Raw genomic sequence first — 18,882 nt, 5'->3', positions numbered from 1 at the left:
TTACATTGTTCGCATTTTCGACTTGATTGAAATATTTCAGTATGATATAGTAAGCAGTGGTGTCAGTACAAAGTACACACGTTTACTGATTTAAGTGTTGGTGCTACGTTTGTAGTTTCGCTTAGAGATGAAGTAAACGGAGGATATCAAAAACCATTTAGGAGGAACTATATTATGTCAGTAATTTCTATGAAGCAATTGCTTGAAGCTGGTGTTCATTTCGGACATCAAACTCGTCGTTGGAACCCAAAAATGAAGCGTTACATTTTCACAGAGCGTAACGGTATCTACATCATCGACTTACAAAAAACTGTGAAAAAAGTTGAGGAAGCTTACAGAACGATGCGCGACATCGCTGCTGAAGGCGGAGACATCTTATTCGTAGGTACTAAAAAACAAGCACAAGAAGCTATTAAAGAAGAAGCAACTCGTGCTGGTATGTACTTCGTTAACCAACGTTGGTTAGGCGGAACTTTAACAAACTTCCAAACAATCCAAAAGCGTATCAAGCGTCTTAAAGACATCGAAAGAATGCAAGAAGATGGTACTTTCGAAGTACTTCCTAAGAAAGAAGTTGTTCAACTTAAAAAAGAGTTAGAGCGTCTTGAGAAATTCTTAGGCGGTATTAAAGATATGAAAGGTCTTCCAAGTGCATTATTCGTAGTAGACCCTCGTAAAGAGCGTATTGCAGTTGCTGAAGCACGCAAATTACACATTCCAATCATCGGTATCGTTGATACAAACTGTGATCCAGACGAAATCGATCACGTTATCCCAGCAAACGATGATGCAATTCGTGCTGTAAAACTTCTTACATCTAAAATGGCAGACGCGATCCTTGAAGCAAAACAAGGTGAAGAAACTGTTACTGCGTAACAAAGTTGGAAAGGTGATAAGGGGTTCGGCCTTTTATCACCTTTTTTAAGGTATAAACACCTTTATAAAAGGTATAAATACATATTTTAGGAGGATGAAAAGTATGGCAATCACTGCTCAAATGGTAAAAGAATTACGTGAAAAAACTGGCGCAGGTATGATGGACTGCAAAAAAGCTTTAACAGAAACTAACGGCGACATGGAGAAGGCAATTGACTTCTTACGTGAAAAAGGTATTGCGAAAGCTGCTAAAAAAGCAGACCGCATTGCTGCTGAAGGTTTAACTTTCATCGAAACAAACGGTAATGACGCTTTAATCTTAGAATTAAACTCTGAAACTGATTTCGTTGCGAAAAACGAAGGTTTCCAAACACTAATTAAAGAATTAGCTGCTCACTTATTAACTAACAAACCAGCTAACGTTGAAGAAGCTATGGCTCAAACAATGGAAAACGGTAAAAAAGTTGAAGAGCACATCAACGAAGCAATCGCTAAAATTGGTGAAAAACTTACACTACGTCGTTTCGAAATCGTATCAAAAACTGATGCAGATGCATTCGGCGCTTACCTACACATGGGTGGACGTATTGGTGTATTAACAGTTCTTGAAGGTTCTACTGATGAAGCTGCTGCTAAAGATGTTGCAATGCACATCGCTGCAGTTAACCCTAAATACATCGACCGCGATGCTGTAACAGCTGAAGAAGTTGAGCATGAGCGTCAAGTATTAACACAACAAGCATTAAACGAAGGCAAGCCTGAGAAAATCGTTGCGAAAATGGTTGAAGGCCGTTTAGGCAAATTCTTCGAAGAGATTTGCTTACTTGACCAAGCATTCGTTAAAAACCCTGATATGAAAGTTCGTCAGTTCGTTGAGTCTAAAGGCGGAACATTAAAAGGATTCGTTCGCTACGCTGTTGGTGAAGGTATCGAAAAACGCGAAGACAACTTTGCTGAAGAAGTAATGAACCAAGTAAAAGGTAGTAACTAATACAGATTAGGGAACACATTGTGTTCCCTTTTTTAAAATAAAGATGTAAGCAATTGGAGGTTCATTATGAGTAAACCGAAATATAATCGTGTCGTTTTAAAGCTAAGTGGAGAAGCTTTAGCTGGAGAGCAAGGATTTGGAATTAACCCAACTGTTATTAAGTCAGTTGCGGAACAAGTAAAAGAAATTGCAGAACTTGATGTAGAGGTTGCTGTTGTTGTTGGTGGCGGTAACATTTGGCGTGGGAAAATTGGAAGTGAAATGGGTATGGATCGTGCAGGGGCAGATTACATGGGCATGTTAGCGACAGTTATGAATTCATTAGCTCTTCAAGATAGCTTGGAGAATATCGGAATTCAAACTCGTGTACAAACTTCAATTGAGATGCGTCAAGTTGCAGAACCTTACATTCGTCGTAAAGCAGTTCGTCACTTAGAGAAAAAACGTGTTGTTATCTTTGCAGCAGGTACAGGTAACCCATACTTCTCTACAGATACAACAGCAGCATTACGTGCGGCAGAAATTGAAGCAGATGTAATTTTAATGGCGAAAAACAATGTGGATGGTGTATATAATGCGGATCCATCTATTGATCCAACAGCTACGAAATACGAAACGCTTACTTACTTAGACGTATTAAAAGAAGGTTTAGGTGTAATGGATTCTACAGCTTCTTCTCTATGTATGGATAATGATATTCCATTAATTGTATTCTCAGTTATGGAAAAAGGTAATATTAAACGTGCCGTTTTAGGCGAAAATATCGGAACAGTGGTAAGGGGGAAATAAATATGGGACAACAAGTATTGAAGTCTTCAAATGAAAAAATGGAAAAAGCAGTTGCTGCTTATTCTCGTGAATTAGCAACAGTTCGTGCTGGCCGTGCAAACGCGTCTGTATTAGATAAGGTACAAGTTGATTACTATGGTGCACCAACACCAGTTGTGCAATTAGCGAACATTACAGTTCCAGAAGCGCGTTTACTAGTAATTCAACCTTATGATAAAACTTCTATCGGTGATATTGAAAAAGCAATTTTAAAAGCAGATTTAGGCTTAAACCCTTCTAATGATGGAACTGTAATTCGTATTGCATTCCCTGCATTAACAGAAGAGCGTCGTCGTGATCTTGTAAAAGTTGTGAAAAAATATGCTGAAGAAGCAAAAGTTGCTGTTCGTAACGTACGTCGTGACGGAAATGATGATCTTAAGAAGCTTGAAAAAGCTGGCGAGATTACAGAAGATGATTTAAGAGGATATACTGAAGATATCCAAAAAGAAACAGATAAATATATTGCAAAAGTTGACGAAATCGCAAAAAACAAAGAAAAAGAAATCATGGAAGTGTAATAGCGATAACTTCGCAAATATGACCCTCTTCTTAAGGGGGTCTTTTTACACTTTTAGGCATACGTCTGCTTGCTGGAGGGTATGAATGATGTTTAAAAACTTTCCTTTTTTTAAAGGTAAAAAGGACACATCGTTTGATCATCTCGTTGAAGAAGTGAAAAAAGGATATATCCCAGAACATATTGCCATCATTATGGATGGGAATGGAAGATGGGCAAAGAGGAGAGCAATGCCTCGTATTGCGGGACATCATGAAGGTATGCAAGTTGTAAAGAAAATTACAAAATTTGCAAGTAAACTTAATGTGAAAGTGTTAACTCTCTATGCTTTTTCAACTGAGAACTGGAAAAGACCGAAAAAGGAAGTTGATTATTTAATGAAGCTTCCAGAAGAATTTCTAGGTACATTTTTACCAGAATTGATTGAAGAAAACGTACAAGTCCGAGTAATAGGGCAAAAAGATCGTCTTCCTACGCATACACGCAGAGCGATGGAGAAAGCCATGGAAGATACGAAAGAGAATACGGGATTAATTCTTAATTTCGCGTTAAACTATGGGAGTCGAGATGAAATCGTTTCTGCTGTGCAACATATGATGAAAGATAATGAGGAAGGAAAAATTCGTTCTGAAGAGGTAAGTGAAGAAATGCTTTCCTCCTACTTAATGACGAGTTCTTTACCTGATCCAGAGTTGTTAATCCGAACAAGCGGAGAGCTACGTATTAGTAATTTCATGTTGTGGCAAATTGCATATTCGGAGTTTTGGTTTACAGACGTGTATTGGCCAGACTTCAAAGAAGAACATTTGCTAAATGCGATTACTGACTTTCAACATAGAGGGCGCAGATTCGGAGGCGTGTAGAAAGAGAGGGTTTGGTAGTGAAACAGAGAATTATTACTGGAGTGGTTGCTGCCGCGCTATTCATTCCCATCGTAATATACGGTGGCGTGCCTTTTACGGTTTTAGTGTATGCACTTGCTTCTATAGGTTTATATGAATTAATTCGTATGAATAAGCTTACGCTTATTTCAGTACCGACAGTTTTAGCTGCAGTATTATTGTGGATTCTTTTAATTCCAAGTAGTGCATCAGAACTGTTTACATGGATTGGATTAGGTAAATTGGAAATCACATTTGTGATTGTTTTATTACTTTTATCATATACAGTCCTTTCTAAGAATACATTTACTTTTGATAATGCTTCATTTTTACTGATGGCAACGACATATGTGGCAATGGGATTCTTATATTTAAATGAAACGAGAATATTAGGAATTAAATATGTATTTTGCGCATTATTTGTTATATGGGCTACTGATTCAGGCGCATATTTCGTAGGAAAAGCATTGGGCAAGAGAAAATTGTGGCCAGAAATTAGTCCAAATAAAACGATTGAAGGTTCATTAGGTGGCATCGTTTGTGGAATTATTGTGGCACTTGTTTACAATGTGTTCTTCCCAGTCGAATCGAATGTAATAATTTTAATTGTGCTGACAATTATCATTTCTATTTTTGGACAAATTGGTGATTTGGTACAATCTGCATTTAAACGTCATTATGGCGTAAAAGATTCAGGTACAATTTTACCTGGGCATGGTGGTATATTAGACCGAACAGATAGTTGGTTATTCGTTTTACCAATTCTCTACTTCTTATTACAATACAATTAATAAATGAACGAGGGGTTGGAGTCATGAAAAACATTAGTTTATTAGGTGCAAGCGGATCAATTGGTACACAAACTTTAGATGTATTACGCTCGCACCCAGACCAATTCCGTCTCGTTGCTTTTTCTGTAGGGAAAAATATTGACTACGCAGTAAAGGTAATTCAAGAATTTTCTCCGCAAATCGTCTCTGTGCAAAGAGAGGAAGATGTTTTAAAATTACAATCTGTTTCTGGTAATACAAAAATTGTATATGGTAGTGAAGGACTTTTAGAAGTAGCATTACATCCAGATGCGGAGATTGTAGTAAATGCTGTTGTAGGTAGCGTAGGGTTGTTACCAACACTTCGTGCAATCGAGGCGAAAAAAACAATTGGAATTGCAAATAAAGAAACGTTAGTAACTGCAGGACATCTTGTAATGGAAGCAGCACGAAAACATAATGTTTCGTTACTTCCAGTAGATAGTGAACATTCGGCTATTTTTCAATGCTTGAATGGTGAAAATGAAAAAAGAATTTCTCGTCTTATTATAACGGCTTCTGGTGGAAGTTTCCGTGATAAAACGAGGGATGAATTGCATCATGTGACCGTAGAAGATGCGCTTCGACATCCAAACTGGTCAATGGGTTCGAAAATTACAATTGATTCTGCTACAATGATGAATAAGGGACTAGAAGTAATTGAAGCACATTGGCTTTTTGGTATCCCTTATGAGCAAATCGATGTTGTTTTACATAAAGAAAGTATTATCCATTCTATGGTTGAATTTGAAGATCGTAGTGTAATGGCGCAGCTTGGTTCACCTGATATGCGAGTACCAATTCAATACGCACTTTCATATCCTGATAGATTGCCTCTTTCAGACACAAAACAGTTAAACTTATGGGAAATAGGGACGTTGCATTTTGAGAAAATGGACCAAGAACGATTCCGTTGTTTACGTTTTGCGTATGAAGCTGGAAAAGCAGGTGGAAGTATGCCAGCTGTAATGAACGCAGCGAATGAAGTAGCTGTTGAAGCCTTTTTACAAAAGAGAATTGGTTTCTTAACAGTGGAAGACCTCATTGAAAAAGCAATGAACCATCACAATGTCATTGCACGACCGAGCTTAGAGGAAATTTTGGAAATTGATGCGGCCACAAGACGGTTTGTGATGGAACAAATTTAGCAAAGGTGGTTATGGAATTGAATACAGCGATTGCCTTTATATTAATTTTCGGTGCACTCGTATTTTTCCATGAGCTAGGGCATCTATATTTCGCAAAAAGAGCAGGTATTTTATGCCGCGAGTTTGCGATTGGTTTTGGTCCGAAAATATTCTCATTTGAAAAGAATGAAACGGTGTATACGATTCGATTACTGCCCCTTGGTGGCTATGTAAGAATGGCTGGCGAGGATGCGGACACAGTTGAGTTAAAGCCTGGGAAAAAGGTTGGCCTTGTATTAAATGAAAAAGACGAAGTTGTGAAATTGGTTTTTGATGGATATGAAAAGTATCCAAATGTTCGTGTTATTGAAGTCGAACAAGCTGATTTGGAGCATAATTTAACAATTTCGGGCTATGAAGAGTACGAGGAAGAGCTTCAAACGTTCCGAGTGAATGAAAAGGCTCGTATTATTACTGCGGGGGAAGAAATTCAAATTGCTCCGTATAATAGACAATTTGGCTCGAAAAAACTAGGGCAACGCGCTTTAACAATCTTTGCGGGTCCTGCAATGAACTTCATTTTAGCATTTGTTATTTTTGTGATTCTTGGATTTGTACAAGGGGTTCCTATTGACAAACCAATGGTCGGAAAAGTGATGGATAACAGTGCAGCACAGCAAGCTGGATTGAAAGAGAATGATACAATTCAAGCTATTGATGGGAAAAACACAAGTACATGGAAAGATGTTGTTACTATTGTACGTGAAAACCCAAATAAAGAAATTACGTTACAAGTAAAGCGTGATAATGAACAGTTTAATGTGAAAGTAACGCCAACACTCGATAAAGAAGGAAAAGACGAAGTTGGTAGAATCGGTGTTTATTCTCCTGTAGAGAAAACAGTAATGGGTTCTATTAAATCAGGATTTGAACAAACGTACCAATGGACGAAACTAATTTTTGAATCTCTTGTTAAATTAGTAACTGGTCAATTTTCTATTAATGAGTTGTCAGGTCCAGTAGGAATTTATAATCTAACAGATCAAGTTGTAGATTATGGGTTTACGCGTGTACTAAGTTTAGCTGCAGTTCTAAGCATTAATCTTGGTTTATTTAATTTATTACCAGTTCCTGCTTTAGATGGTGGCCGTTTATTCTTCTTCTTAATTGAAGCGTTACGAGGGAAACCAATTGACCGCCAAAAAGAAGGAATGGTTCACTTTATTGGTTTTGCATTATTAATGTTACTTATGTTAGTTGTAACTTGGAATGACATTCGTAAGTTTTTCTTGTAAAATAAAGTGAAACTTATAATGAAATAGAGCTCGTAGAATAAAATCCCTCACCTAACTCGAGGTGAGGGGTTTTACTGCGTGTAAGAGTAAAATGAAGAGGTGCAAATAAATGAAACAAAGTATGATATTCAGTCCTACATTACGTGAAGTTCCAGCTGATGCTGAAATTAAGAGTCATCAGCTATTACTTCGTGCAGGTTTTATGCGTCAAAATGCTTCTGGTATTTATAGCTTTCTACCATTTGGATTAAAAGTATTACACAAAGTAGAACGTATCGTTCGAGAAGAAATGGAGCGCGCAGGAGCTGTAGAATTATTAATGCCAGCTATGCAAGCTGCAGAATTATGGCAAGAATCAGGTCGCTGGTATTCTTACGGATCTGAATTAATGCGTATGAAAGATCGTAACGCTCGTGAATTCGCATTAGGAGCGACACATGAGGAAGTAATTACGGACCTTGTGCGTGATGAAGTGAAATCATATAAAAAATTACCGTTAACCTTATACCAAATTCAAACAAAATTCCGTGATGAGCAAAGACCTCGTTTCGGCTTATTACGTGGAAGAGAGTTTCTAATGAAAGATGCATACTCTTTCCATGCTACACAAGAGAGCTTAGATGAAGTATACGATCGCTTATATAAAGCATACTCTAACATTTTTGCTCGCTGTGGCTTGAATTTCCGTGCAGTTATTGCTGATTCTGGAGCAATGGGCGGAAAAGATACACATGAATTTATGGTATTATCTGAAGTTGGTGAAGATACAATTGCATACTCTGACACATCTGATTATGCAGCAAACATCGAAATGGCTCCTGTTGTAGCTACGTATACGAAGAGTGACGAAGCCGAAAAAGCACTTAAAAAAGTAGCAACACCAGACCAAAAAGCAATTGAAGAAGTATCTGCATTCTTAAACATTGCAGCTGACAAGTGCATTAAGTCTATGGTATTTAAAGTAGATGAGAAATTAGTAGTTGTACTTGTTCGTGGTGATCACGAAGTAAACGATGTGAAAGTGAAAAATGTATACGGCGCTTCAGTTGTTGAGCTTGCTTCTCATGAAGAAGTAAAAGCATTATTAAATTGTGAAGTTGGTTCATTAGGACCGATTAATGTAACAGGTGATATCGAAATTATTGCTGATCATGCTGTAGCATCAATTGTTAACGGATGTTCAGGAGCGAATGAAGAAGGATTCCATTATGTAAATGTAAATCCAGAACGTGACTTTAAAGTAAATCAATATACAGATTTACGCTTCATTCAAGAAGGAGACCAATCTCCAGATGGAAACGGAACAATTCTTTTCGCACGCGGAATTGAAGTTGGTCATGTATTCAAATTAGGAACTCGTTATAGTGAAGCAATGAACGCAACATTCCTAGATGAAAACGGAAAAACACAACCACTTATTATGGGGTGTTACGGTATCGGTGTATCTCGTACAGTTGCAGCAATTGCAGAGCAGTTTAACGATGAGAACGGCTTAGTTTGGCCAAAAGCTGTAGCACCGTTCCATGTGCATGTAATTCCAGTAAATATGAAATCTGATGCACAACGTGAAATGGGTGAAAATATCTACAACTCATTACAAGAACAAGGCTATGAAGTGTTATTAGACGATCGTGCAGAACGTGCAGGTGTTAAATTTGCAGATGCAGATTTATTCGGTCTTCCAGTTCGTGTTACAGTCGGTAAAAAAGCAGACGAAGGTATTGTAGAAGTGAAAGTACGTGCTACAGGTGAGTCTGAAGAAGTAAAAGTAGAAGAACTTCAAACATATATTGCAAATATTTTAAAATAAGAAGAGGTACCTCGTAATGGGGTACCTTCTCTTTCTTTGTAAACGTATTTTGTAAAAGAAGAAGTGAGAAATCTTTCTTTGTGGTACGTTTCAATTTATAATAGCAAATGGAAGGAGAGTGCTTATGTCTTTAACAAATGAACAACAAGAGCGATTTCAAATTTTGCTCCAGCAGTTGCAAATACCAGACGACCTTATAAATCAATATTTACAAGGCGGTGGTATTGAAAGGCTCGTTATTGATAAAGCGAATAAAAGTTGGCATTTTGATTTACAAGTGCCACGTATTTTGCCTACAGAATTATATGAATTGCTAGAAACAAAGCTTAAGCAATCATTTTCTCATATTGCAAGAACAACATTTGCATTAGAAACAGAGAATAAACAATTTACAGAAGAAGAAGTGAGGGCGTATTGGCCGCTTTGTACGGAACGAATTACATTTTCACCTATGTTCGCATACTTAAAGAAGCAGCTTCCACAGGTGAATGGAGTGAAGTTGCTAATAAATGTGAATAACGAGCTGGAGTCTACTGCTTTAAAGAAAAACGTTGCGAAACCAGTAGGGGATCAATACGAAGTTTTTGGATTCCCGCGTTTTCAGTTAGACACACATATACAGCAAAATACAGAAGAAATGCAAAAGTTTCGTGAACAAACGCAGCAAGAAGACCGCGAGCGTGTTATACAAGCTATGGAAGAAATGGCGAAGAAGCAAGCTGAAGAAAGCAGCGTTGTGTATGAAGGACCGATTACACTCGGGTATCTTATTAAGCCAGATGAAGAGATTACACCGATGCGAGAAATTCAAGATGAAGAAAGAAGAAAAACGGTTCAAGGATATGTCTTCCATGTAGAAACAAAAGAGCTTCGTAGTGGACGTACGTTATTAACTTTAAAAATAACGGATTATACGGATTCTATTATGATCAAAATGTTCTCGCGTGACAAAGAAGATATTCCAATGCTGCAATCCTTGAAAAAAGGAATGTGGGTGAAAGCGCGTGGTTCTGTTCAAAACGATACATTTGTTCGAGATTTAGTAATGATTGCAAATGATATTAATGAAATAACAGGACCGTCTCGTAAAGATAAAGCGCCAGAAGGCGAAAAACGAGTAGAGCTGCATCTCCATACTCCGATGAGTCAAATGGACGCTGTTACTCCAGTTTCTAAGCTTGTTGCTCAAGCTGGTAAATGGGGACATGAGGCTATTGCGGTGACAGACCATGCCGTGGCTCAGTCTTTCCCAGAGGCGTATTCTGCGGGGAAAAAGGCTGGAGTTAAAGTTATATATGGTGTAGAAGCAAATCTAGTTAATGATGGTGTACCGATAGCGTATAATGAAGCGCATCGTTTACTTGCAGAGGAAACGTATGTTGTTTTCGACGTTGAGACGACAGGTTTATCAGCTGTATACGATACAGTCATTGAGTTGGCTGCCGTAAAAGTAAAGGGTGGCGAAATTATTGATCGCTTTGAATCTTTCGCAAATCCACATCAACCATTATCAGCGACGATTATTGAATTGACAGGTATTACAGATGATATGTTAACTGATGCACCTGAAGTGGACGAAGTGTTTAAAAAGTTTGAGGAATGGATGGGCGATCATACACTTGTTGCCCATAACGCGAGCTTCGATATGGGCTTTATTAACGTAGGTTTTAAAAAGGCTGGGTTAGAAAAAACGAATAACCCCGTTATTGATACGTTAGAACTTGCACGATTCTTATTCCCAGAAATGAAAAATCATCGATTAAATACGATGTGTAAAAAACTTGATATTGAATTAACACAACATCACCGTGCGATTTATGATACAGAAGCGACGGGATATTTACTTGTGAAAATGTTGAAAGACGTAATTGAAAAGGGATTTGAATATCACGATCAATTAAATGATAGCATGGGACAAGGGGATGCGTATAAGCGTGGCCGTCCAAGTCATATGACGTTACTTGCCACATCAGATGTTGGATTGAAAAATTTATATAAACTTGTTTCATATTCTCACCTTAATTACTTTTACCGTGTACCACGTGTGCCGAGGTCACTATTAAAAAAATACCGTGAAGGAATTTTAGTAGGAACGGCTTGTGATAAAGGTGAAGTGTTCGAGGCAATGATGCAAAAGGCACCTGAAGAGGTAGAAGAAATTGCCCAGTTCTATGACTACATTGAAGTAATGCCTCCAGAGGTGTTACGTCATTTAGTAGAACGTGAGCTTGTTCGAGACGAAGGTCAATTAAAAACAATCATTTCTAACTTAGTAAAACTAGGTGAGACGTTAGATAAACCAGTTGTTGCTACAGGAAACGTGCATTATTTAGACCCTGAGGATGCAATGTATCGTAAAATTTTAGTCAGTTCGCAGGGCGGAGCCAATCCGTTAAATCGACATTCATTACCGCCAGTACATTTCCGTACAACTGATGAAATGTTAGAATGTTTTTCATTCTTAGGTGAAGACAAAGCGAAAGAAGTTGTTGTAACAAATACACAAAAGATTGCGTCATTAATTGGTGATGTGCATCCAGTAAAAGACGATCTATATACACCGAAAATTGAAGGTGCTGATGATGAAACGCGTGATATGAGTTATAAAATGGCGCGTAGCATTTATGGTGAAGAGCTACCGGAAATTGTAGAAGCACGTTTAGAAAAAGAATTAAAAAGTATTATTGGGCATGGATTCGCCGTAATTTATTTAATTTCACATAAGCTTGTGAAAAAATCGTTAGTAGACGGATATCTAGTAGGTTCGCGTGGATCGGTAGGGTCATCATTTGTTGCAACGATGATGGAAATTACAGAAGTAAACCCATTACCACCACACTATGTATGTCCGAAGTGTAAGCAATCAGAATTCTTTAATGATGGTTCTGTAGGTTCTGGTTTTGACTTACCAGATAAAGAATGTCCTGCTTGTAATATTCCGTATGTAAAAGATGGACATGACATTCCGTTCGAAACGTTCCTTGGATTTAAAGGAGATAAGGTACCCGATATCGATTTGAACTTCTCCGGGGAGTACCAACCACGTGCCCATAACTATACGAAAGTACTGTTCGGTGAAGACTATGTATATCGTGCAGGAACGATTGGTACAGTTGCGGAAAAAACTGCTTACGGATATGTAAAAGGTTATGCAAATGATCATAACTTAACGATTCGAAATGCAGAGATTGATCGCTTAGTAGCAGGATGTACCGGTGTAAAACGTACAACTGGACAGCATCCAGGCGGTATTATCGTTGTGCCAGATTACATGGATATCTTTGATTTCTCACCAATACAGTATCCAGCAGATTCAATTGGTGCTGAATGGAGAACAACGCATTTTGATTTCCACTCGATTCATGATAATTTATTGAAACTTGATATACTCGGACACGATGATCCGACCGTTATTCGTATGTTACAAGATTTAAGTGGTATTGATCCGAAAACAATCCCAACGGATGATCCAGAAGTAATGAAAATTTTCTCAGGTCCAGAATCGCTAGGCGTAACGGAAGAACAAATTAACTGTAAAACAGGTACACTTGGTATACCAGAATTCGGTACGAAATTCGTAAGACAGATGTTAGAAGAGACAAAACCAACGACATTCTCAGAGTTAGTCCAAATTTCTGGACTATCACATGGTACGGACGTATGGCTTGGTAATGCAAACGAGTTAATTTATAACGGTACATGTACGCTGAGCGAAGTTATCGGTTGTCGTGATGACATCATGGTATATTTAATCTATCAAGGTCTAGATCCATCATTAGCCTTCAAAATCATGGAGTCGGTACGTAAAGGTAAAGGTGTACCGGAAGAATGGGAAGACGACATGAAAAGTAATAATGTACCAGGTTGGTATATTGATTCATGTAAGAAAATCAAGTATATGTTCCCTAAAGCCCATGCGGCTGCTTACGTGCTTATGGCTGTACGTATCGCATACTTTAAAGTACATTTTGCACTGTTATTCTATGCGGCATATTTTACAGTTCGAGCAGATGACTTTGACGTAGAAGCAATGGCGAAAGGTTCAGCATCTATACGTGCAAGAATTGATGAAATTGCGCAAAAAGGTTTAGATGCAGCGCCGAAAGAGAAGAGTTTATTAACGGTATTAGAAATGACACTTGAAATGTGTGAGCGTGGATACTCATTCCAAAAGGTTGATTTGTATCGTTCGCATGCAACAGACTTTATTATTGATGGAGACTCATTAATCCCTCCATTTAATGCGGTACCTGGTCTTGGTACAAACGCAGCTTTAAGTATTGTAGAAGCACGCAAAAATGGAGACTTCTTATCAAAAGAGGACTTGCAGCAGCGTAGTAAGGTTTCGAAAACAATTATTGAGTATTTAGATAGTCAAGGTTGTTTAGGAGATTTACCGGATCAAAACCAGTTATCACTGTTCTAGTAGGTAGGAAAAGTCTTTGCAAATCAACATTTCCTATGATATACTATTAACCGAGATAACCATGTCATGTATATTGTGTAAAGAAAAGAGTGGGGAAACCCACTCTTTCGTGTTACTATCTATGTTTTCTCTACGTAGATAGGTAAAAGATTTCTGTCGTATATACATATTTTGTTACAAGTTTTACTTCTTAAATTTGGTAATACTAAGACAGATAATCCCTGCTGAACAGCAGGGGCTTTTGTTAGCTAACGAGAAAGAATAAGATAGACCGTTTTTAAAGTGGCGGGGTCTTCTTCTTTTAAATGGTACATGACGGCAGGAAGGAGGCTGTTTATGGATAAGAAAGTCACAGAAGTTGTAGAAGCATTTGCGCAGCCGATCGTTGAAGAGTTAAATCTTGAACTTGTAGATGTAGAGTATGTGAAAGAAGGACAAGACTGGTTCTTACGCGTATTCATCGATTCTGAAAAGGGAGTCGACATTGAAGAATGCGGTGCGGTAAGTGAACGTTTAAGCGAAGCTTTAGATAAAGAGGATCCAATTCCTCATCTTTACTTTTTGGATGTATCATCTCCTGGAGCGGAACGCCCATTAAAGAAAGAAAAAGACTTCCAGCAAGCGGTAGGAAAACAAGTGGCAATTAAAACATATGAGCCGATTGATGGTGAAAAGATGTTTGAAGGAAAACTGCTTTCTTACGATGGTACAACAATAACATTATTATTAACAATTAAAACACGTAAAAAAGAAATCCAAATTTCGATGGATAAAGTCGCAAATGCGCGACTTGCTGTTACGTTTTAGTTAGAAGGGGGATCTTCATGAGCACTGAGTTATTAGATGCTTTGCTCGTATTAGAATCTGAAAAAGGCATTAGCAAAGACATTATTATTGATGCGATTGAAGCAGCTTTAATCTCTGCTTATAAGCGCAATTTTAATCAAGCACAAAACGTTCGTGTGAGCTTTAACCCAGAAGTGGGAACAATTCAAGTTTTAGCACGTAAAGACGTAGTAGACAATGTGTTTGATCCACGTCTTGAAATTTCTGTAGAGGAAGCAAGACAAATTAATCCAAACTACCAAGATGGTGACGTACTAGAAATTGAAGTAACACCAAAAGACTTTGGTCGTATTGCAGCACAAACTGCAAAACAAGTTGTCACACAACGAGTGCGTGAAGCAGAGCGCGGTGTTATTTACTCTGAGTTTAGTGACCGTGAAGAAGATATTATGGTAGGTATTGTACAACGTCAAGATGCTCGTTTCATCTATGTAAGCTTAGGGAAAGTAGAAGCTTTATTACCTGTAAGTGAGCAAATGCCTAATGAGCAATACAAACCACATGATCGTATTCGCGTATTCATTACGAAAGTAGAAAAAACGACAAAAGGACCACAAATTTACGTATCACGTACACATCCTGGTCTTTTAAAACGTTTATTCGAAATGGAAGTTCCTGAAATCTATGATGGAACTGTAGAAATTCGTTCTGTAGCACGTGAAGCTGGCGATCGCTCTAAGATCTCTGTATATGCAGAGAACACTGATGTTGATCCAGTTGGTTCTTGTGTAGGACCAAAAGGGCAACGTGTACAACGCATTGTAGACGAATTAAAAGGTGAAAAAATTGACATCGTCCGCTGGTCAAATGATCCAGTTGAATATGTTGCAAATGCATTAAGCCCATCACAAGTTGTTAAAGTACTTGTAGATGAAGAAGAAAAAGCGACAACAGTAGTTGTTCCAGACCACCAATTATCATTAGCTATCGGTAAGCGTGGACAAAATGCACGTCTTGCAGCTAAATTAACAGGCTGGAAAATTGATATTAAGAGTGAGTCTGATGCGAAACAACTTGGTATTGTAACAGAAGAAGATAGCGTAATCGCATTTGGATTCGATTCAGTGGAAGACGAAATCGAATAGAGGTGATGAGTATGAGCAATCGAAAAGTTCCGTTACGAAAATGTGTTGCAACGCAAGAAATGAAATCAAAACGAGAGCTCGTTCGCATTGTTCGTTCCAAAGAGGGAGAAGTGTCCATTGATTTAACTGGGAAAAAATCAGGACGAGGTGCTTACTTGTCGAAGGACAAGGAGAGCATTCTTCAAGCTCAAAAGAAAAATGTTTTGGAACATCATCTAAAAGCGAAAATCGACGGTTCTTTATATGAAGAGCTTCTTGAGCTTGTTGAGAAGGAGTCGAAATAAGTGTCCGATTGGAAATCGTTTTTAGGACTAGCAAACCGGGCTCGGAAAATTATTTCGGGTGAAGAACTCGTTTTAAAAGAAGTACGAAGTGGCAAAGCAAAACTTGTATTGCTATCTGAAGATGCGTCAGTAAATACTACAAAACGCATCACAGATAAAACTACGTACTACAACGTACCAATGAGAAAGGTCGAAAATCGACAACAATTAGGGCATGCGATTGGGAGAGATGAGCGAGTCGTTGTAGCTGTGTTAGATGTAGGCTTTGCGAAAAAGCTGCGTAGCATGCTCGATACAAATTACCGGGGGTGAAGGTATGAGTAAAATTCGAGTGCATGAATATGCAAAAAAACATAATATCTCAAGTAAAGATCTTATGACAAAACTAAAAGAAATGAATATCGAGGTTTCGAATCATATGACAATGTTAGACGATGAAGTAGTAAATAAATTAGATAATGAATATCAAACTGAAAAACCTTCTGTTGCAGATGAGTTTGAAGTAGAAGAAAAAGTTGTTCGCAGTAAAAAGAACAGCAATAAGAAAAAGAAAAAAGGCAAAGGAAACGAAGACAAACGTCAAGAGAACTTTGCTGGTAGACAACAAACTCAAATTGTAGAAACACCAGATAAAATTACTTTCTCTGGAAGCCTTACAGTAGGAGATCTTGCTAAAAAATTAAGCAAAGAGCCATCTGAAATTATTAAGAAGCTCTTCATGCTTGGAATTATGGCAACAATTAACCAAGACTTGGATAAAGATACAATTGAGTTAATTGCTAACGACTACGGTATTGAAGTAGAAGAAGAAGTAATTGTAAGCGAGACTGAGTTTGAAACATTCATTGATGAGCAAGATGATGAAGAGAACTTAAAAGAACGTCCAGCTGTAGTTACAATCATGGGACACGTTGACCATGGTAAAACAACATTACTGGATTCTATTCGTAACTCAAAAGTAACTGCAGGCGAAGCGGGTGGAATTACTCAGCATATCGGTGCATATCAAGTTGAAGTAAACGATAAGAAGATTACATTCTTAGATACACCTGGTCACGCAGCATTTACAACGATGCGTGCTCGTGGGGCACAAGTAACGGATATTACAATCCTTGTTGTTGCAGCGGATGACGGTGTTATGCCACAAACGGTTGAAGCAATTAACCATGCGAAGGCAGCAGGAGTACCAATTATTGTTGCTGTGAATAAAATGGATAAACCAGCTGCAAACCCTGATCGCGTAATGCAAGAACTAACTGAATATGAATTAGTTCCAGAAGCTTGGGGCGGAGATACTATTTTCGTACCAATTTCTGCAATTCAAGGCGAAGGCATTGACAACTTACTAGAAATGATCCTTCTTGTAAGTGAAGTAGAAGAATATAAAGCAAATCCAAACCGCTATGCAACTGGTACAGTAATCGAAGCACAGCTTGATAAAGGTAAAGGAACTATCGCGACATTACTTGTTCAAAATGGTACGCTTCGAGTTGGAGATCCAATCGTTGTTGGAACTTCATTCGGACGTGTTCGTGCAATGGTAAGTGATATTGGTCGTCGTGTAAAAGTTGCTGGTCCATCAACTCCTGTTGAAATTACTGGTTTAAACGAAGTACCACAGGCTGGAGATCGTTTCATGGCATTTGCTGATGAGAAGAAAGCTCGTCAAATTGGTGAATCACGTGCACAAGAAGCGTTAGTTGCACAACGTGGTGAGAAATCTAAATTAAGCCTTGAAGATTTATTCCAACAAATCCAAGAGGGCGATGTAAAAGAAATTAACTTAATCGTAAAAGCAGACGTACAAGGTTCTGTTGAAGCGATGGCAGCATCACTTCGTAAAATTGATGTTGAAGGCGTAAAAGTTAAAATCATTCACACTGGTGTAGGTGCGATTACAGAATCTGATATCATTTTAGCTTCTGCATCTAATGCAATTGTAATTGGATTTAACGTACGTCCAGATGTGAACGCGAAGCGTACAGCTGAATTAGAGAACGTTGATATTCGTTTACACCGTATTATTTATAAAGTAATCGAAGAGATTGAAGCAGCTATGCAAGGTATGCTTGATCCAGAATTCGAAGAAAAAGTAATCGGTCAAGCAGAAGTTCGTCAAACGTTTAAAGTAACAAAAGTTGGAACAATCGCAGGTTGTTACGTAACAGACGGTAAAATTACGCGTGATAGTGGCGTACGTATTATCCGTGACGGCGTAGTAATTTTCGAAGGACAACTTGATACGTTAAAACGTTTCAAAGACGACGTAAAAGAAGTTGCACAAAACTATGAGTGTGGTATTACAATTGAGAGATATAATGATCTTAAAGAAGGGGACATCATTGAAGCGTACATTATGGAAGAAGTGAAGCGATGATTATCGCTTCACTCTCATTCGAGTGTATGATTTACGATGTGCATTCTTTAAAAGAGAAACGTGCAATTTTACAACGTGTGTTAACTCGTGTAAAACAGCGCTATAATGTAGCTGTTTCTGAAGTTGGGCACCAAGATGTATGGCAACGTACAGAAATTGCAATTGTTTCCGTATCCTCAAATCGTGTTATCTGTGAGAAAGAAATGAATCGTGTACTTGAGTACATCGATTCATTTCCTGAAATTGAACGTACAATAACACATTTGGAATGGTATTGAATGAGGTGAAGAGTTATGAAATTACGTGCGAACCGTGTGGGCGAGCAAATGAAAAAAGAATTAGGCGACATTATCAGTCGTAAAATTAAAGACCCACGTATTGGATTTGTTACAGTAACTGATGTACAAGTGAGTGGTGATTTACAAATTGCTAAAGTATATATTTCTGTTTTAGGTGATGAAGAACAGAAAGAAAATACTTTAAAAGGTTTAGCGAAGGCAAAAGGCTTTATTCGTTCAGAAATTGGCCAACGTATTCGTCTTCGTAAAACACCAGAAATTACCTTTGAGTTTGATGAGTCTATCGGATATGGTCATCGAATTGATACACTTTTACATGAAATTAATAAAGACGGTAAACGTGAAGAATAATGGATAGACATTTGTCTATCCATTTTTTCAATGCAAAATAAGTTTTGGATATTTACTACGAGAGAATTATGATGAGG

At 38.0% G+C, this 18,882-nt stretch carries 17 protein-coding genes; all 17 read left to right on the top strand.

Annotated features, from left to right (window positions below; genetic code table 11):
• The first annotated feature begins 174 nt into the window (after positions 1-174).
• Complete coding sequence (gene rpsB / locus BAQ53_RS17930; RefSeq protein WP_000111485.1) at positions 175-876, top strand: 30S ribosomal protein S2; 702 nt, start codon at positions 175-177, stop codon at positions 874-876.
• 103 nt (positions 877-979) lie between these two features.
• Positions 980-1,867: a translation elongation factor Ts gene (gene tsf / locus BAQ53_RS17925; protein WP_001018578.1), complete on the top strand. Its 888-nt coding sequence runs from the start codon at positions 980-982 to the stop codon at positions 1,865-1,867.
• A gap of 66 nt (positions 1,868-1,933) precedes the next feature.
• On the top strand, positions 1,934-2,656 hold the full coding sequence (gene pyrH, locus BAQ53_RS17920; RefSeq protein ID WP_000042668.1) for a UMP kinase: 723 nt from the start codon (positions 1,934-1,936) through the stop codon (positions 2,654-2,656).
• A gap of 2 nt (positions 2,657-2,658) precedes the next feature.
• Positions 2,659-3,216, top strand: a complete 558-nt coding sequence (frr, locus tag BAQ53_RS17915; protein ID WP_000531501.1) for a ribosome recycling factor — start codon at positions 2,659-2,661, stop codon at positions 3,214-3,216.
• Between the two features lie 85 nt (positions 3,217-3,301).
• Positions 3,302-4,078 carry an undecaprenyl pyrophosphate synthase gene (gene uppS, locus BAQ53_RS17910; RefSeq protein WP_000971296.1) on the top strand — a complete coding sequence of 259 codons (777 nt, stop codon included), beginning with the start codon at positions 3,302-3,304 and terminating at the stop codon, positions 4,076-4,078.
• 17 nt (positions 4,079-4,095) lie between these two features.
• Positions 4,096-4,887 carry a phosphatidate cytidylyltransferase gene (gene cdsA, locus BAQ53_RS17905; RefSeq protein WP_208906144.1) on the top strand — a complete coding sequence of 264 codons (792 nt, stop codon included), beginning with the start codon at positions 4,096-4,098 and terminating at the stop codon, positions 4,885-4,887.
• Positions 4,888-4,910: 23 nt separating this feature from the next.
• On the top strand, positions 4,911-6,053 hold the full coding sequence (dxr, locus tag BAQ53_RS17900) for a 1-deoxy-D-xylulose-5-phosphate reductoisomerase (protein WP_208906143.1): 1,143 nt from the start codon (positions 4,911-4,913) through the stop codon (positions 6,051-6,053).
• Between the two features lie 17 nt (positions 6,054-6,070).
• Complete coding sequence (gene rseP, locus BAQ53_RS17895) at positions 6,071-7,327, top strand: RIP metalloprotease RseP (RefSeq protein WP_001090243.1); 1,257 nt, start codon at positions 6,071-6,073, stop codon at positions 7,325-7,327.
• Positions 7,328-7,436: 109 nt separating this feature from the next.
• Positions 7,437-9,137 carry a proline--tRNA ligase gene (locus BAQ53_RS17890; RefSeq protein WP_000814290.1) on the top strand — a complete coding sequence of 567 codons (1,701 nt, stop codon included), beginning with the start codon at positions 7,437-7,439 and terminating at the stop codon, positions 9,135-9,137.
• Positions 9,138-9,261: 124 nt separating this feature from the next.
• Positions 9,262-13,563, top strand: coding sequence for a PolC-type DNA polymerase III (locus BAQ53_RS17885; protein ID WP_000060003.1), 4,302 nt, complete (start codon positions 9,262-9,264; stop codon positions 13,561-13,563).
• Between the two features lie 336 nt (positions 13,564-13,899).
• The gene (rimP, locus tag BAQ53_RS17880; protein WP_000359096.1) at positions 13,900-14,370 is read left to right on the top strand and encodes a ribosome maturation factor RimP; all 471 of its coding nucleotides are present in this window, start codon (positions 13,900-13,902) and stop codon (positions 14,368-14,370) included.
• Positions 14,371-14,387: 17 nt separating this feature from the next.
• Entirely contained in the window at positions 14,388-15,494 is a 1,107-nt protein-coding gene (gene nusA, locus BAQ53_RS17875) for a transcription termination factor NusA (RefSeq protein WP_000102604.1), read from the top strand.
• Positions 15,495-15,505: 11 nt separating this feature from the next.
• Positions 15,506-15,778 (top strand): RNase P modulator RnpM, encoded by a 273-nt coding sequence (rnpM, locus tag BAQ53_RS17870; RefSeq protein ID WP_000071127.1) that lies wholly within the window; start codon positions 15,506-15,508, stop codon positions 15,776-15,778.
• Positions 15,779-16,090 carry a YlxQ family RNA-binding protein gene (locus BAQ53_RS17865; protein ID WP_001286524.1) on the top strand — a complete coding sequence of 104 codons (312 nt, stop codon included), beginning with the start codon at positions 15,779-15,781 and terminating at the stop codon, positions 16,088-16,090.
• A 4-nt stretch (positions 16,091-16,094) separates the two neighbouring features.
• Positions 16,095-18,155, top strand: a complete 2,061-nt coding sequence (infB, locus tag BAQ53_RS17860; RefSeq protein ID WP_000036343.1) for a translation initiation factor IF-2 — start codon at positions 16,095-16,097, stop codon at positions 18,153-18,155.
• Positions 18,152-18,433 carry a DUF503 domain-containing protein gene (locus tag BAQ53_RS17855; RefSeq protein ID WP_000582363.1) on the top strand — a complete coding sequence of 94 codons (282 nt, stop codon included), beginning with the start codon at positions 18,152-18,154 and terminating at the stop codon, positions 18,431-18,433. Before infB ends, BAQ53_RS17855 begins: the two co-directional genes overlap by 4 nt.
• Positions 18,434-18,448: 15 nt before the next feature.
• Positions 18,449-18,805: a 30S ribosome-binding factor RbfA gene (gene rbfA / locus BAQ53_RS17850; RefSeq protein ID WP_000776437.1), complete on the top strand. Its 357-nt coding sequence runs from the start codon at positions 18,449-18,451 to the stop codon at positions 18,803-18,805.
• Positions 18,806-18,882: the final 77 nt, after the last annotated feature.

It is taken from the genome of Bacillus sp. B25(2016b), from assembly GCF_001679765.1.
Classification (GTDB): Bacteria; Bacillota; Bacilli; order Bacillales; family Bacillaceae_G; genus Bacillus_A; species Bacillus_A thuringiensis_K.
This window is presented reverse-complemented; position numbering and strand designations above follow the sequence as displayed.

Excerpts from the sequence above, each read along its gene's own strand:
- rpsB (WP_000111485.1), top strand. The coding sequence starts at position 175 with ATGTCAGTAATTTCTATGAAGCAATTGCTTGAAGCTGGTGTTCATTTC.
- tsf (WP_001018578.1), top strand. The coding sequence starts at position 980 with ATGGCAATCACTGCTCAAATGGTAAAAGAATTACGTGAAAAAACTGGC.
- pyrH (WP_000042668.1), top strand. The coding sequence starts at position 1,934 with ATGAGTAAACCGAAATATAATCGTGTCGTTTTAAAGCTAAGTGGAGAA.
- frr (WP_000531501.1), top strand. The coding sequence starts at position 2,659 with ATGGGACAACAAGTATTGAAGTCTTCAAATGAAAAAATGGAAAAAGCA.
- uppS (WP_000971296.1), top strand. The coding sequence starts at position 3,302 with ATGATGTTTAAAAACTTTCCTTTTTTTAAAGGTAAAAAGGACACATCG.
- dxr (WP_208906143.1), top strand. The coding sequence starts at position 4,911 with ATGAAAAACATTAGTTTATTAGGTGCAAGCGGATCAATTGGTACACAA.
- BAQ53_RS17890 (WP_000814290.1), top strand. The coding sequence starts at position 7,437 with ATGAAACAAAGTATGATATTCAGTCCTACATTACGTGAAGTTCCAGCT.
- BAQ53_RS17885 (WP_000060003.1), top strand. The coding sequence starts at position 9,262 with ATGTCTTTAACAAATGAACAACAAGAGCGATTTCAAATTTTGCTCCAG.
- rimP (WP_000359096.1), top strand. The coding sequence starts at position 13,900 with ATGGATAAGAAAGTCACAGAAGTTGTAGAAGCATTTGCGCAGCCGATC.
- nusA (WP_000102604.1), top strand. The coding sequence starts at position 14,388 with ATGAGCACTGAGTTATTAGATGCTTTGCTCGTATTAGAATCTGAAAAA.
- rnpM (WP_000071127.1), top strand. The coding sequence starts at position 15,506 with ATGAGCAATCGAAAAGTTCCGTTACGAAAATGTGTTGCAACGCAAGAA.
- infB (WP_000036343.1), top strand. The coding sequence starts at position 16,095 with ATGAGTAAAATTCGAGTGCATGAATATGCAAAAAAACATAATATCTCA.
- BAQ53_RS17855 (WP_000582363.1), top strand. The coding sequence starts at position 18,152 with ATGATTATCGCTTCACTCTCATTCGAGTGTATGATTTACGATGTGCAT.
- rbfA (WP_000776437.1), top strand. The coding sequence starts at position 18,449 with ATGAAATTACGTGCGAACCGTGTGGGCGAGCAAATGAAAAAAGAATTA.